12 protein-coding genes are annotated in these 16,992 nt (G+C 30.9%); 4 read left to right on the top strand and 8 right to left on the bottom strand.

All coding sequences use genetic code 11. From position 1 onward, the window contains the following. Nucleotides 1-124 precede the first annotated feature (124 nt). Both N456_RS15005 and ribB read left to right on the top strand, forming a co-directional pair. Entirely contained in the window at nucleotides 125-1,510 is a 1,386-nt protein-coding gene (locus N456_RS15005) for an LptF/LptG family permease (protein WP_240315540.1), read from the top strand. A 94-nt stretch (nucleotides 1,511-1,604) separates the two neighbouring features. After that, nucleotides 1,605-2,756, top strand: a complete 1,152-nt coding sequence (gene ribB, locus N456_RS15010; protein ID WP_062058959.1) for a 3,4-dihydroxy-2-butanone-4-phosphate synthase — start codon at nucleotides 1,605-1,607, stop codon at nucleotides 2,754-2,756. Between the two features lie 169 nt (nucleotides 2,757-2,925). Here ribB and N456_RS15015 read toward each other — a convergent pair whose 3' ends face one another. Then, complete coding sequence (locus N456_RS15015) at nucleotides 2,926-4,116, bottom strand: DegT/DnrJ/EryC1/StrS family aminotransferase (RefSeq protein WP_062058962.1); 1,191 nt, start codon at nucleotides 4,114-4,116, stop codon at nucleotides 2,926-2,928. A gap of 132 nt (nucleotides 4,117-4,248) precedes the next feature. Next, nucleotides 4,249-4,878, bottom strand: coding sequence for an NAD(P)H-dependent oxidoreductase (locus N456_RS15020; protein WP_062058965.1), 630 nt, complete (start codon nucleotides 4,876-4,878; stop codon nucleotides 4,249-4,251). 89 nt (nucleotides 4,879-4,967) lie between these two features. Here N456_RS15020 and N456_RS15025 point away from each other — a divergent pair, with 89 nt between their 5' ends. Beyond that, on the top strand, nucleotides 4,968-5,354 hold the full coding sequence (locus tag N456_RS15025) for an acyl-CoA thioesterase (protein ID WP_062058967.1): 387 nt from the start codon (nucleotides 4,968-4,970) through the stop codon (nucleotides 5,352-5,354). A 323-nt stretch (nucleotides 5,355-5,677) separates the two neighbouring features. Then, complete coding sequence (locus N456_RS23760) at nucleotides 5,678-5,941, top strand: transglycosylase domain-containing protein (RefSeq protein ID WP_082422551.1); 264 nt, start codon at nucleotides 5,678-5,680, stop codon at nucleotides 5,939-5,941. A 40-nt stretch (nucleotides 5,942-5,981) separates the two neighbouring features. Here the strand turns inward: N456_RS23760 and N456_RS15030 are convergent, their stop codons facing one another. The 6 genes from N456_RS15030 to N456_RS15055 form a co-directional block, all read right to left on the bottom strand. Further along, nucleotides 5,982-7,601, bottom strand: coding sequence for a M1 family metallopeptidase (locus tag N456_RS15030; protein ID WP_062058970.1), 1,620 nt, complete (start codon nucleotides 7,599-7,601; stop codon nucleotides 5,982-5,984). A gap of 201 nt (nucleotides 7,602-7,802) precedes the next feature. Then, the gene (locus N456_RS15035) at nucleotides 7,803-9,140 is read right to left on the bottom strand and encodes a M28 family metallopeptidase (RefSeq protein WP_062058973.1); all 1,338 of its coding nucleotides are present in this window, start codon (nucleotides 9,138-9,140) and stop codon (nucleotides 7,803-7,805) included. A 261-nt stretch (nucleotides 9,141-9,401) separates the two neighbouring features. Further along, entirely contained in the window at nucleotides 9,402-10,766 is a 1,365-nt protein-coding gene (locus N456_RS15040; protein ID WP_062058976.1) for a DUF4302 domain-containing protein, read from the bottom strand. 17 nt (nucleotides 10,767-10,783) lie between these two features. Beyond that, nucleotides 10,784-11,716, bottom strand: coding sequence for a substrate import-associated zinc metallohydrolase lipoprotein (locus tag N456_RS15045; protein ID WP_062058979.1), 933 nt, complete (start codon nucleotides 11,714-11,716; stop codon nucleotides 10,784-10,786). 10 nt (nucleotides 11,717-11,726) lie between these two features. Next, nucleotides 11,727-13,238 (bottom strand): RagB/SusD family nutrient uptake outer membrane protein, encoded by a 1,512-nt coding sequence (locus N456_RS15050; protein ID WP_062058982.1) that lies wholly within the window; start codon nucleotides 13,236-13,238, stop codon nucleotides 11,727-11,729. A 10-nt stretch (nucleotides 13,239-13,248) separates the two neighbouring features. Beyond that, a complete protein-coding gene (locus N456_RS15055; protein ID WP_158447907.1) occupies nucleotides 13,249-16,941 on the bottom strand; it encodes a SusC/RagA family TonB-linked outer membrane protein in 3,693 nt (1,230 codons plus the stop codon). Nucleotides 16,942-16,992 lie beyond the last annotated feature (51 nt).

A 16,992-nucleotide genomic window follows, 5' to 3' on the forward strand; every position in this document is an offset into this window, starting at 1 on the left:
GTATATCACACACGTTCTTTTTTTATATTTTTGATATTTAGAAAATACAAAACGTGTGAAGATTCTTGATAGATACATTTTAACCACTTTTTTAAAGACATTTTTTCCGCTCTTTATAATTATTATGTTTATCCTTTTACTCCAAACAATTTGGTTGTTTATATCAGAATTGGCAGGGAAAGATCTTGATTTTTCTGTCATTTTAAAATTTTTAGCTTATGCAACACCTAGGTTAATACCTATGGTTTTGCCACTTACAATTTTATTAACTTCTATTATGATTTTTGGAAATTTTGCAGAAAACTATGAGTTTGCAGCAATGAAATCTTCAGGAATATCATTACAACGAGCAATGAGAACATTAGCTGTTTTTATCTTTTTTGTAGGTATAGGAGCGTTTCTATTTTCGAATACCGTGATTCCATCTTCAGAAAAGAGGTTTATCAATCTGAGAAAGAATATAGTAAAAGTAAAACCTGCAATGGTAATTACACCAAATCAATTTAATGATTTGGGAGATATCAATATTAAGGTAGCCGAAAAGTATGGAGATAATGATGAATACCTTAAGGATGTTATTATACATAAGAAAGAAGCAAGACCAGGTAACTTTACAGTAATAAAAGCTGTAGGAGGTGAGTTAAAGGGCAGTGCTGATTCTAATTTTGTAACATTAATACTTAATGACGGTAATCATTATACTGAAATTGCTCAAAAAACTGCTCAAAAAAGGAATAAATTACCATTTTCGAAAACACATTTTGAGAAATATGTTTTAAATATAGATTTATCATCTTTAGATAATGTTGATATGGACGCTCAGCATCATAGTAAAGGTTATAATATGCTTAATGTTAGAGAATTGAAGGCTGAATTGGATACATTATCAGATCAATCTAATGTAAATAGAAAGCATATGAGATTCGAAATAGATAGAAGAGTTGGTTTTGATGGGTTAAATAGAAACCTAGATACAATTCAAAAAATAAATACAGATACTTTAAAAATAATAGACTATTTTGAAACTATAAAAAAAATACAAATATATCAAATAGCTTCTTCTAATGTAGATGCAGTAATACGTAAGCTTGACTCCACTAGAGAAACTCTGGTTAACAGACAAAGAGCTCTTAATAAGTATGAAATGTCATTACATGATAAATACGCTTTAGGAATCTCTTGTATTTTATTATTTTTTGTAGGAGCTCCTTTGGGAGCGATTATTCGTAAAGGAGGATTGGGATTACCAATAGTTATCGGAGTAGGATTGTTTTTAACATATCATTTTGTGGGTATTTTTGCAAAAAATAGTGCAGAAGAAGGAGGTATCCCACCATTTGTTGGATCATGGCTTTCTACATTTATTATATTTCCATTGAGCATGTTTTTAACATATAGAGCAACCAGAGATAGGGGACTTTCTAATATGAACTTTTTTAGAACGATTATAGAAATTGTCACTTCTAAAGTTAAAGCTTTACGATATAAAAGAGGAAATAAAATTAATTAAAGACCTTCATAAATTTAGAAATTCATTAGGTATAAAATCACAATATAGCATTCTTTTTAAATACCTTTGCAAGCACTAATCTAAGAGTATAATTATGTCGCAAACTACTGAGACCAAAAATAAAATGAAGTTAAATACTATTCAAGAGGCTATAGAGGATATTCGGCAAGGAAAAGTAATCATTGTGGTTGATGATGAAGACCGCGAAAATGAAGGAGATTTTATTGCAGCAGCAGAAAAGGTGACACCAGAAATGATTAATTTTATGGCCACACATGGTCGAGGATTAATTTGTGCCCCACTTACCAAAGATCGCTGTGAAGAGTTACATCTAGATATGATGGTGCAGAATAATACGGTGTTACATGAAACTCAGTTTACTGTATCAGTAGATTTAATAGGTCATGGATGTACAACAGGTATATCTGTTCATGATAGAGCCAAAACTATAAATGCATTAGTTAAAGAAAATACAAAACCTCAAGATTTAGGTAGACCAGGGCATATATTTCCATTAAAAGCTAAAAATGGAGGAGTGCTAAGACGTACGGGACACACAGAAGCAGCTGTAGATTTAGCTAGATTAGCAGGTTTACAACCAGCAGGAATTTTAGTAGAAATTTTAAATGAAGATGGTACTATGGCACGATTGCCTCAATTAATAGAGGTAGCAAAGAAGTTTGATCTTAAATTAGTATCGATAGAAGATCTTGTAGCATATCGTATGCAGCATGATTCTCTAATTGAGAAAAAAGAGGATTTTGATATCGTTACACGTTTTGGTAGTTATAGATTAAGAGCATATAAACAAACAACCAATGATCAAGTTCATATAGCACTAACTTTGGGGACTTGGGAAGAAAATGAACCTGTACTTACAAGAGTCAACTCTACATTATTTAATAATGATATATTAGGTACATTAACAAATAATGCAGATAAACGTTTAGATGCAATGTTTAAACGTATTAATACAGAAGGTAAAGGAGCAATTATTTTTATCAATCAAGAAAGTCAATCTCTGAATCTTTTAGGACGGTTAAGTGCATTAAAAGAAATTCAGAATGGAAAAGAAGTTGTTAAAGCACCTAAAATAGCTATGGATACCAAAGATTTTGGAATAGGAGCACAGATTTTGCATGATATTAATATTCATAAGTTACGATTAGTCTCTAATACAGTACAACAAAAACGAGTTGGAATGATTGGATATGGTCTGGAAATCGTAGACTATGTAGGATATTAAAGATGTAATTATATACTATTAAAAAAATACCCTCTAGATTTTAAATTCTAAAAATCTAGAGGGTATTTTTTTATATTCATCTGATTATTTAAATGTTTTAATTATTTAACTTAATAATGCGCGATCAGATTGAATAATATTTAGAAGCTTAGTTACTCTTATTTATGTTCTATAGAATACTTTGTATAGCTTCTTTCATTTTAGAAGCCCTTTCTTCAACTTCTTTTTCAGTCCAGTTAAGTTTGATAAGACAAGATATTGTACGACCCATCCAAATATCACTGTTATGAAATGTTTTATTGTTTTTTTGAAGTCCTGTTTGTATTTCTTTAGACAATTTTCCTAGAGATTTTTGTTCTAAAAGATGTTCCCACTTTTTATAATAATGCCAATTGTTGTCAAACCAATAAAAACAAGCATCTATTCCATGTGCTCCTAAAGCTTTATGAGTTTTTCTAGAAAGGTCTTCAGTAGGAAGAAATATATTTAAAAAAGCATAACTTTCTACTCCTGTTTCCGGAACTCTTCTAAAAGTAACTTCTGGTATAGCGGTTAAGGCATTACGTAGTATGGTGTAGTTTTTTTCTTGAATTGAAAGTACATTATCGAGTTTTCTTAATTGAGCAATACCTACAGCAGCATTTAATTCTGATAATCTATAATTATACCCTAAAAAAGGATGTGTTTCAGCTCCACGATCATTACCAATATGATCATGGCCATGATCTTGATATTTATGAGCTCGATCAGCATATATTTCGGAATTAGTAATTATTCCACCTCCTTCACCACAGGTAACCGTTTTTACATAATCAAAAGAAAAACAACCTAAATCGCCATAACTACCTAAAGGTTTACTATCATAAGTAGCACCAATAGCTTGACATGCATCTTCTATTAAAATAAGGTTATGAGCCTCACAGATACTTTTTAAAGCCTTAAGATCTGCCATTGATCCGCACATATGTACAGGCATTATAGCTTTAGTGTTTTCAGTAATACAAGCTTCAATAGCTTTAGGGTCTAAAGTAAGTGTGTCATCAATATCACACAATATTGGTATGGCTCCTACAGATAATATAGCTTCAAAACTAGCAACAAAAGTAAAGGTAGGCATAATTACTTCATCTCCAGATCCAATTCCTGCACAGGCTAATGCTACCGTTAATGCAGCAGTCCCACTAGATACTACTTGTGCATATTTGGTTCCCATTTTATCTGCTAAATCTTTTTCTAATTCTAATGCTTTATGATGTCCATTTCTCATAGGATCAAATCCATATCTCATTAAAACTCCACTATCTAAAACATCTTGAACTTCTTTTTGTTCTTCAGTACCAAATAATTCAAATCCAGGCATAATATCTATAGGTATATAATTAAAATCGTATTGGCAAAAATACCTAAAAAGAGATTGATTTTATAGTTAGCCTATTATATTTTTATTTTTATAGAAATATAAAGCAGTTAAATTTTATTATGCTATTTACAATCAGATTTTTATGATGGTTTCATCAATAGATCGTCTTACTTTTTTAAATTCGGAAAACATATCATCTTTTGCTCGATATCCAATGGGTAATACTAAAACGGAAGTAAGCCCTAAATTGTTAAGATTTAGAATTTCATCATATTTTTTAGGAATAAAACCTTCCATTGGGCAAGCGTCAATTTCTTCGATAGCACATACCGTAAGTAGATTCCCCAGAGCTAAATATGCTTGTTTTGTCGCCCAGTTTGATATCTCTTCAATAGATTTAGAATCAAAAGATTCTATAAGTTGTTTTTTAAAAGGATTTATGATTTCTTCAGGAGTATTTCGTGTTGCAATTACATTATTAAAATATTGAGAAATATACTTTTTATCAATTACTTTTTCGATACAAAATACTAATACATGAGAAGCATCGGCAACCTGTTGTTGGTTCCAAGAATGTTCGGTAAGCTCTTTTTGTAACTCTTTGTCTTTAATAACAACTAATTTTAGCGGTTGTAGCCCATATGATGTAGCTGTAAGATTAAAGGCTTCTGTAAGTATTTCTATTTTTTTTTGAGATACTATCTTATCACTATCAAATTTTTTAGTTGCATATCGCCAATGTAAACTTTCTATAATATCCATTCGAAGTTTTTTAAATATAAAACAAATATAAGACGATAAGATTTACCTTTGAAGAGTAAAATGATAAGAAAAATTTATACCTGTATCACATGAGTACGATAGAAGAATTAATTGAAAAATCTGAAACTAGAATTTTTAAGGCTGTATTCCCTAATACCACAAATCATTACGGAACGTTGTTCGGAGGAACTGCATTACAATTAATGGATGAGGTTTCTTTTATATGCGCAACACGCTTTAGTAGAAAAAAAATGGTGACTATATCTACGGATAAAATTGATTTTGAAAAACCTATACCAGAAGGTACAATTGTAGAATTAATAGCAAGAGTGACAGAAGTAGGGAAAACCAGTTGTTTGGTAAAAGTTGATATTTTTAAAGAAGATATGTATAGTTATGATAGGGAGATTGCCGTTTCTGGGCATTTTAAATTTGTAGCAATTGATAATGATAAGAAACCTATAAATATTCTGTGATATATTTTTATTTAGATATTTTGTTTAATTTGATGAAACGAATTTTAAAAATACTAAACCATTTGGTTTTAGGAATTCTGATATTAGTTATTCTTTTCATTTTTAAAAAGTGATTTTAATAATAGTTTTTAAAAAAATGAGATAAGTAAATTACAATCCAATTAGACCTTCTAAATAATTACCGAATAAATTTGTAGAATTATATAATCAAAATCATATAACTGTTTCAACAACAGGTATTATTATAGATTGGATGATGGGAAAATATGATAGGAGTTGTCCATGTCTTGATGTTGCAAGTATTCATAAGAATTTATTAATGAATAAAAAACGAATTATTAAGAAATCGTTATGTTCTTGCATGGAAATTAGAAAAAGAATTGTCACAAAATGAATGTTTAAATTATTTGGTTGTGAAATATGACTTTTTATATAATACAACAGGGATATATCAGGCTTCAAGGTTTTATTTTAATACGGAGCTAGATTCTTTAGATAAAAAGCAATCTACAACTTTGATATTAGTGATGAAAAATGCTTGGTTATATAATCCAAGGAAAGCCCCAGAAAGAATCAAAAATAACTAAAAGATTAAAAGCTGTATTTTCTTCTTCTGCGTTTATTGGGTTATATTTTTTTTGAGTTTATATAAAAATTTGGATCTATCATAATTTTATTTCCTTTAAACTCTTTTGTTTGCCATTCTGCATTAGGTTGTATCCATTGTGGAATCTCATCTATAAAAATACGTATAGGCATGTCGAATTTAGTTACAATATTGGTATATCGATATTTTAATTTTCCTTTTGCAACAATATATTCTAAAGTAGGTATTCTCGTATCTCTAAGGTATTGATCAAAAAACTGAGTAAGATCAATTTTAGTTTTATTACTGAGATATTTTTCTATTTGTTGAGTAGTTACTGTTTGATGATAAAAATCTGTATTGAGTCCTCTTAAGATCGATCTCCATTTTTCATCATCTTCGATAAGCTGACGCAATGTGTGTAGCATATTAGCCCCTTTATAATACATATCACTAGATCCTTCTTTATTTACATTATAAGTACCTATAATTGGTTTATCATTTTGAATATTTCTTCTGGTACCAATCACATATTCTGAGGCTGCTTTTTTACCATAATGATAGTCTAGGAATATATTTTCTGAGTAGGCAGTAAAGCTTTCATGTATCCACATATCAGCGATGTCTTTATTAGTGATGTTGTTTGCAAACCACTCATGTCCAGATTCATGTATAATAATAAAATCAAATTTCATACCCCATCCAGAACCAGAAAGATCATTTCCTAAATACCCATTTATATATTTGTTGCCATACGTAACAGAGCTCTGATGTTCCATCCCCAGATAAGGTACTTCTACGAGCTTAAAGCTATCTTCATAAAAGGGATAGGGACCAAACCAATGTTCAAAAGCTTTCATCATTTTAGGAGCATCTTTGAATTGTTTTTTTGCTTTTTCGAGATTATCTTTTAATACATAATAATCCATATCTAAGATATCTTTTTCTCCTTCATATTTTTCTCCAAAATGGACATAATCCCCGATGTTTATATTTACACCATAGTTATTAATAGGGTTGGATACAAACCAATGAAATGTTTTAGTGTTATTATGTTCTTCTATTTTACGTAATCGACCATTAGAAATATTCATAAGATCTTTAGGAACGGTAACGCTTATCAATAGGCTATCTACCTCATCATACATATGATCTTTATTGGGCCACCATACACTAGCTCCTAATCCTTGACAAGAAGAAGCAATAAAAGGTTTGCCGTTGATATCTTTTTTCCAAGAAATACCACCATCCCAAGGAGCATTAACAGCTTCACGCGGTTTTCCACTATAATAGACATCTACAGTATTTATAGTGTCTTTTTTTTGAGATGCTATAAGTTTTATAAAGTGAGCATTGCCAACAGAGGTTATTTTTAGTTTCTTGTTGTTTTGAAGTGCTTTTTCAATTTTCAATGGGGGTTGTAGGTCAATTTGCATTACATCATGCTCTTCTATAACTTTATAATGGATAGTATTTTTTCCTGAAATTGTTTTATGATCAGGATCTACTGTTATATCCAGATGATAATAGGTCAGATCCCACCATTCTCGTTCAGGAGTTATAGATCCACGAAGTGAGTCTTGTTTTGTGAATTTTAACTCTTGTGCAAATAAGGAATATATGGGAAGTGTAAGTAAATAAAAAAGAAAAATTTTATACATTGGTGTTACTATGGTGATTTTAATTTTAAAGGAGTTGATTTGCATTTTGTTTGTATAGTTAACCTTTACACGAAGTTAGTTAATAATTTTTCTGTTTGGTTATTATTTTAGTCAACTTAGTTAAGAATTGCTCCATGATAGTTAAAGATTTTTACTATTTAACTACTATTTCTTTTGATAAAAAAAAAATATTAAGTTTTACTATCTAAATACTTCTGAAGGAAAAACTATAGGGCTCTCATATCCATTTTTTCCAACAGAAGCAATTCCAAAGAAAAAATTATCAATGACGATACCATTTAATAGAAAACTATCAACATTGCCAACAAATCTACTATAATCCCATGTAGGAGATGTAGTATCTCTCCAATAGATTTTATATCCGAGAATGTTAGGGTCATTACTTTTTTTCCATTTAAATTTTACTGAAGGCTCTACGATTCCGCCTATTTTTACATTAGAAGGAGTAGGGGGAGCCCAAGCAATACTAGCCAGATTTATTGCATTAACAGCAGTTAATTTTGTTGCATAATCAAAATCTACATAGGCAACAAGGTCTCCATATTTGATTCCATTTTCCTCTCTAATATCTTGATGCTGTTGTGTGTAGTTCTCATGGGCTTCCATAATTCGAACTCCTGCAAACCCAGCGTCATTAAAAGGTCTGTGATGACCACCACGACCAAAACGATCTAAACGATATACCATCATAGGATTCATCTCGGGCATATATGTTTGTACTGTTTTATGGATATATCGCGCGAGTTGTCGAGAGATACCATCTACCTCACCGCCATAAAAACGCCTTGATTTTCGTTGCTTATCAGTTTCAGTAGGAGGAACGGGCTCAGAGAATATTCTAAAAGTTCTATTGTCAATTACTCCATCTACTCCCTTGATATTACCGATCATATCATTATTCATAATTCCTATAACATCCCATTTTTCTTCTTTAGCATATTTTGCTAGCCCTTGACCGCCAAATAGTCCTTGTTCTTCTCCTGATAATCCCACATAAATAATACTATTTTCGAACTTGTATTTAGAGAGTACTCTTGCTGCTTCAATAGTTCCTGCCATACCGCTGGCATTGTCATTAGCTCCAGGAGCATCTGAAGTATAATTATTTGGGTCGGTTACCCGAGAATCAATATCACCACTCATCATCATAAAACGATTAGGGTATTTTGTTCCTCTTTGGATAGCAACAACATTGACTACCCAAACATCTTTTGTAATACGTTGATTGGTTCCTTTTTTTATGAGATTTTTTTGATAAAAAACTTCTAAGCAGTTATTACAATCTTTAGAAATACTATCAAACTCTGATTTTATCCATCGTCTTGCTGCTCCAATACCTCTGGTATTAGAAACAGTATCGCTTAGCGTGTGGCGTGTTCCAAAACCTGCAAGGGTTTTAATATCACTTTTGATACGTATGGTTGATACTGAATTGATGATATCATAAATTTTTTGATCTGTTTGTGCAACTAATACCGTTGATAATAGAAATAGGATAACTGAAAAAAATGTCTTCATTATAATGATTTTGATTGCCTAATTTAACTAAAATAGGGGTGTTATAAAGATGTATTAACATATTTATAAGAAGAAGAGATTTCCAATAAAGAGTTGGTTTAGAGTTTTTGAATACTATTTTAAAAGTCCTTAACCAAAAACCCCAGAGCATATGCTCTGGGGTTTCAGAAGTTGAGTTAGAAAAGGCTATTGAGGGAACAATAGTTTGTTGTTAATTAATTTTAAAGACCGTATATAGAGAATCTAAAATTAGGATACTAATTATTGAAACCATATTACATAAGAACTAATTGGGTTATCTATGCTAAAGAAACTTCCTGATTGGTTAGTGAAATTATTGTTAAACGTTCTAAAATTTCCTCTTTCAGTATATAAAAGACCATTAGGAGATGTCCAGAAATCTAATAGTGGTTTGATACGAGATTGAAAGAAACCTCCATTAGCGTTAGTTGCTCCTATTAAAGTTAAAAACAGTTTTTTATTTACTATAGATACATTGAAACTATAATTTCCAACAAATCTTCTATCACCTGCTTTATTTATAGCTCTAAATGTCATAGTAGCTGTAGGTGTTGGGGTTGAGAAATCAAGTATAAAAAAATAGATTTCCATGTTTAACCCATTAGGGGCAAGGTTAGCATCAATAGTAGTGAAAATATCAAGAAACTCTTGAGACATAAATTGAGCATCACCATAAATAGGCCTATATCCAAAAATTGTACGAGTACCATTTTGTATATTTAAAATATCATTATTGATATATGAAGGTTCATTTGATGCACTAATTACAGCAGTAAGATCTCCTATAGTAGATTTAAATGTATTAGAATCTTCATCGTATGTGAAAACTTGAAATTCTGTACCTGCAAATGTAACTGGGCTTACAAAATTAATACCACCTTCTGTCAATTCAATAGCAAGTTTGTCTATTTTCTCGTTATTATCAGCATCTTCATATATTACTGTAGCTATTCTGGTAAGCTCATCATAAGAAAATGATCCAGAAAATATAAGATCTGAAGCAGTATTCGTAATAGTTATTCCTCTAAAAGCAAGTGTTGTATTATAACCATTTTTAACTCGGTTATCTAAACCTTGAAGTTTTTTTACATTTTCCTTATCGTTAGCTGTAGCCTTGGTTAAAATAAGTGTAGACTTTTTATCTCCGTTATCAGTCTTACTTTCTAACTTAATTACGTCGCTAGAAACTTCTTTGATGATATATTCGAATTCAGCTTCTAAACTAAACCTGTTTACTTCAAATAAACGATGTAATACAGTATAGTTTTCAAAAACTAATTCAGGTAATTGTGATTTACCAACTCTATAACTAGAAACTAAATCATCAGTTCCTCCATTATAATCAGAAACTAAATTAACAGAGTTATCTTCATTAAATTTTAAATGAATATTGTACACTCCTGTTGTTTTATTATCTATGGGTTGATAATCAGCTATCCATCCAAACTCAGCATCTGTAAGTGTCTTTTTGTAACTAGCTAATAGCTCATTTACACGAGTGTCAATATCTTGATTAAATAGAGGAGCTACTTCATTATCATTACTACAGGATATGAAGCCTATAGTAACAATAAATAATATGTATATTTTTATATATTTTAACATGTTTTTCTAAAATTAGGTTAGTTAATACTCTTTAAGAATTCATCTCTTAGTTTTAAAATATCAATTCCTACATCTTCTTTCATATATTTTACAGTAGCATCATATTTTTTTTGTAAACGTGCTCTCCCTTTATTAAGATCTAAACACCTTTGGCCTTTACCATCACAATCTTCTGGAGTAAGGTAAGTAGCAGTGAATACAGCAGGGTCAGTAGTAACAATACGGGCTATAATTTCTGCAAAATCTTCTCCTACTGCAGATGTGGCATAAGGAGTTACCATGCCTCTTATGATAGCATTTTCGATAGCTTCTACACTATCTTCACGCTTTCCACGAGGAATTAATGTTGTCCAAGTTCCAGGACTAGTATAGTCTGTGCTAGATATATTATAAAAAGCTTCCACATCAAAATTAAAGTTTTGATCTACAATATGAGCAAACTCGTGATGTAGTGTTCTAAAAGTTCTAAGTATCCATTCTTTGTTGTCAGCAGTATATTTGTTAGCTTCTGTAAGAGTTACTCTAACTCCTGCATCTGCTATTCCTAATGTAACAGTACCATCTCCATTATCCAATCCAGATCCAAGTATTACGATCTCTGCAGGAAAATAAGTTTTTAAGAAACCTTCTCCTTGATTAGAAGCTTTATTATATGGAGTTATCCATGCTTTTTTGATTAACTCTGCTATTGGTTTTACCACATCTACTTTTGGAGGGGTTGCAATTTTTGTAGGATCAATATATCGATCTACAAATTTATAAATAACATCACATCCATAAGGATCTCTAAATTCTTTCTTAAGATATAAATCAAGCTCATTAGTTGATTCATTTTCAGTTTCAAATACGGTTCTTGGTTGCAATGTTTCTTCTCTATCACATCCAGATAATAATACTATACTGAATATAAAAAATAAGATTTTATTTATTGATATACTTTTTGTTTTCATAATAAATATTTTATCTAGGGTTTGGAGTTAATCCAAATGAAAGTGCATCATTAGGAATTTGTATAGCTTTTCTTAGATCAGTTTCAGTTAGAGTAAAACTTTCTCCTCCTTCACTTATAGGCAATACATGAGTTACAGCTATATTGTGTCGTTTGATATCAAACCAACGCAGACCATGATCCCAGAATTCTTTTTTTCTTTCATGTAATATTAATTCTTTAATAGCTTCTTGTTCGCTAAGTAAAATTGGTTGATTTGTTTCAGGATCAACAGGGCTATAAAAATTAATAATTGGAGAAATATCAGTAAATGTATTACCATATCTGTTATTAGCTAAGATATTGATATCAGTTAATGCTTTATCTTGCATATTCATATATAAGTATGCTTCAGCTCTATTTAGGATTACTTCTTCTCCTTTAAATACGACAGCAATGTAATATGGCGTTCCTGTGGCAGAAGATAAATTTTCTTTAAAAAATTCTTCTTTTAATCTAGCGAGATATCTAGCATCTGTTCCAGCTCTCCATATACCATTAGCAAGTCTAGTGTCTCTTGATGATAAAGGGTTTCTATATACACGATTTACGTCACCATTATTTAATCTAAATCCATTAGTTCTTCTTATGTAAGAAGTTACTTGAGAAATTACTAATAGGTTGCTAGGATCAGTAGGATCACCATAGTTGTTAGCTGTCTCATTATAACCACTACCTTGTATTGAATTATAATCTTTTATATAGGTTTCTGGACTATCGCCTAAGAACAAATCACTATATTTTATACAATTAGCATAATCTTTTTTCCATAGATAGAATCTAGAAGCAAAAGCCTGAGCAGCTTTTTTAGTAAAATGATGTTTTTTTGTTCCTATAAAAAACTTATCGTTGATTAAGGCTAATCCTTCTAATAAATCTTTTTCTACGAGATCATAAACTTCAGCTACCGTATTACGTTTATAGCTTGGTAAAAACTCTACCTCAGGCTTTAGTATATATGGAACTCCTAAATTAGAAGAAGCATTTTCATCATAATGTAAGCCAAATAGATTTACTAACATAAAATGATGATATGCTCTAGAAATAAGGGCTTCACCTTTTATAGCATCTTTTTTTTCTTGATTTTCTGTCTCTATCCCGTCGATAACCGAAAGTACTTCATTGGTATGGGCAATAGCTGTGTAACTCTCATCCCAATAGAAAGTAGGAGATTCTTGAAATAGTGCAGTTACATCTTCCCATTTATAGGTTTGCAAATCTTGATTATCAATGGTGTTTCCTCCATAAGTTTCTGACAGGCCATCATCATTAGGGTTTCCTACAGGACCTGCTAAATCAGTGTATATATCTGTAAAAACATAGCTAGCCTGAGTATATGCATTTGCAATAACTTTAGCAGCTGCATCAATATTGTCTACTTCTATTCTATTATCTGGAGCTTCATCCAAATATTTATTACAACTTGTTCCAAATACTATAAGAACAAGTAATAGTATATATGATTGTATTTTATAGTTCTTCATAATTTATTTTTTAGAATCCAACATTAAGTGAAAACGATACTGTTTTAGCTACTGGTAGAGCAGCTCCTCCTGAATTAAAAAATTCTGGATCTTGACCATTTAAAGCTTTATCAGAATACAATAAGAATAAGTTTTCTCCTTGTAAACGGAGTTTAGCTGAAGCAATTCCTAGTTTTTTTGTGTATGATGATGGTACTGTATACCCTAATGCGATTGATCTCATACGAGCATAAGTTCCATCGACTACTCTTAGATCGCTATTGTTGTATAATTGATATGCGTTATCTCCTCCTGATACAACACCATTATTAACCCTAGCATTAAGTTCAGAAATTAAAATCCTATTCTCTATAATAGCAGGGATATTTGTGATATTTTCATCTCCAGGGAGTGCCCATCTGTTAACTAGTTCTCCTGGTAAAGAATTAAAATCAGTGTAAGAAGCTGCAAAATTACTATTCAAACGTATTTTATAGTCAAATTTAAATGAAATACTGGTGGATAATGTAAATCCAGCATAGCTAAAGGTATTGCTAAAACCTCCTGCACCTCTTGGTTGTGTAGGTCCTTCATATTTTAATATTTTTTCTATATCATCTCTACTTTGAAGATCAATATTAGTAACTCTATTATTGTCTGCATCAAAGAATGTAGGGATTCCAAATTCATTTAAACCAGCAAAGCGGATAGAATATAAGGCAGAGATTTCACGACCTGTATACGCAGATCCACTAGGAGATATTAAATCTACTAAACGTGGACTAAATCGTAGTTCTTTTACTTTTTCGGTATTGTATCCTACATTAAAGTTAGTAGACCATTCAAAACTTTTTGTTTTTATATTTACTGTTGATAAACTAAATTCATATCCCTCAGTACTTAGATCTACATAGTTACCAGTTTTAAAGGGTTGTCCACCCACGCCACTTGTTTTAATGGTTCCGATAAGATCAAATGAATTACGACGATAATATCCTAGTTCACCAGCAACTCTATTATTAAACATGGCAAATTCTAAACCAGTACTAAATTCTTTAAGTTTTTCAAAAGTTAAATTATTGTTTTCTAGAGAGCGAATCTCTATCACACTTTCTTTATCTACTACACGTAAAGGTACACGACCTCTTAAGTCTAATGTAGCACTTGTAAGAGGACCTCTACCTCCTGATAAACCATAAGTAGCTTTCAATTTTAAAAGATTAACCCAATCCGCTTTAAAGAAATTTTCTTTATCAATATTCCAAGCTCCACTAATGTTATAATTCGTAAGATATCTTGTTTTAGGACTTGATCCTTGTAGGTTAGATCCATCATACCGTATTGTACCATTAAGAGTATACTTATTATTTAAAGTATATCCTGTATTAAAGAAGAATCCAGTAAAACGATCTCTAAAGTTTGATAGCTCAAAATACTGATCGCCATTATCTATTGATTGATCAAGAGCATCAGGATCTGTGTTTACTAAATATCCATTTTCGTAAGAAACACCGATACCGTTAAACTCTCTACTTATTCTATTAGTAGATTTTATTTCTTGACCTAAAAGAAAAGTAAACTGATTATTATCATTAATACTTGGATTCCAAGAAATAGAATTTCTCCAGTATAGATAATCAAGTACATCTTCATTATAGATGTTAAATCCTCCCTCTGGTAATACGGAGTAACGGGGTCTTGTTAAGTTATCCCTATCTTGATATAAAAAAGGATTTACCCTTGCCAAAACACCTTGATCTGCTCTATAAGCTTCAGCCTGATTAGATTTATCTCCAATTACATGCTCTCTTTGTGTAATCGCTTTACGATAGTTAAATACGGAGTTCGCAGTTAAGTTATGAGTGAGTTTATAATCTAAATCTGTTTGGAAAGCAATATCTGTAACATCAATATTGATATAGTTATTTCTTAATTCATGAACTATATTAAAAGGGGCGTAGTTCTTTCTGAAAAATTCTAAATTCCCATTTTCGTCATAAGGAGTAACACTTCTACTATTAGTTAAAGAATAGTTATATGGGTTAATTTCAAACTCACGATCAAATTCTCCTGTTATTGGATTTAATGATCTATCATTTGTCCCTGGAGCAGTCTGATCTCTAAAACTACCAGTTAATGAAGTTCCTATAGAAAATTTATCAGAAAGATTAAATTTAGTATTTAATTTAGCTGTGTAACGCTGAGCTTCATCTCCTATAGTTTGCCCTTCATCATTTAAGTAACTTAGAGAAAAATAATAGATTGCATCATCACTACCTCCAGAAACACTTATAGAATGATTTTGTTGTAGTGATAAATCTGTAAATAGTGTTTTAAACCAATCGGTATTAGCCGTTTGGTAACGATTGAAAAAACTATCAGCTAATTGCCCATTAGCTCCTATTGCGACATTATTAACTCCTCTTAAGTTAAAATATTTACCTAAAACACCATAAGATTGTGCAAATTGAGCTGTTGTTAAATCTATAGAACCTTTTTGAGCTAGTTCAGCATATACAGATAATTCTTGTTGTGAATTTAATACATTAAAGTTTGTGTATCGAGGTCTTAGTCGGTAAGCAAAATTATTACTGTAATTCACTTTAACTCCTCCTCTTTTACCTTTCTTGGTCGTGATTACAATAACTCCATTCTTAGCTCGTGCACCATATAATGCAGTTGCAGAAGCATCTTTTAGAATCGAAAAACTTTGAATATCATCAGGGTTTATCCCTGCTACAGAAGATCCTATTAGGGAATTAATATCTCCAGAGGCTAAATCTTCCTGAGCTAATTCTACATTATCTTCTAAGATTACTCCATCAACTACCCAAATAGGATTGTTATTACCATTAAGAGAAGTATTACCTCTAATTCTAATTCTTGGCGATGCTCCAAATGATCCAGAAACATTATCTACAACTACCCCAGCATCTTTACCTTCTAAAAGCCTTGAAGCATCAGATACTCCATCAATTTTGATATCTTCTAGGTTAAGTTTTGTAGCAACTCCGGCAAATAATCGACGATCTACCTTTTTATATCCGTCTGTTATTACAATTTCTCCTAGCGATTCTACAGCTTCTTGTAATACGATAGTATACTCTTTTTTATTCTTGTTTGCAACAGTGATTGTTTGAGTTTCAAAACCTAAGTTTTCTATCTTAATTACATCTGATACAGAAACTCGCATTTTAAAATAACCATCAAAATCACTAACCACTCCTTTGGTAGTTCCTTGTATAGATACTGTGGAACCAGGAATAGGAAGCCCATTTTTATCAACTATCTGCCCACTAATTTCAAATCCTTCTTGAGGTTTGATAAGTGCAACTTGTTTGTTGATAGGAATAGTTGTACTGTTTGATTTTTTTACTAATACAATTTGTTTGTCCACTATTTTATAAGAAATAGTAGTATTTTTAAAAATTTTCTCTAAAATATATTCTACTCTTTTATTAGAAACTTTAAAAGAAACTTTCCTCTTAGTATTCACTTCTGCATCTTTAAAAAACACTTTGAATTCAGTTTTCTTTTGTATTAGATCAAATACTTTTTCTATTGTGAAATTTTTAACATCTAAGGATATCTTAGTGTTTTGAGAATATGTATTTGCATTTATTCTAAATAGAGACAATATTATTAGTAGTATTGTTAGTCTCATTTTTAAATTAAATATTAATTTTGCCACACCATTAGTGTGGTTCTTTTTAATTATTTTCATATTTTTAATATGATTTAATGATTGAACCATTGTTAAATTATGCTTATTTTA

The organism is Aquimarina longa SW024 (assembly GCF_001401755.1).
GTDB classification, from domain to species: domain Bacteria; phylum Bacteroidota; class Bacteroidia; order Flavobacteriales; family Flavobacteriaceae; genus Aquimarina; species Aquimarina longa.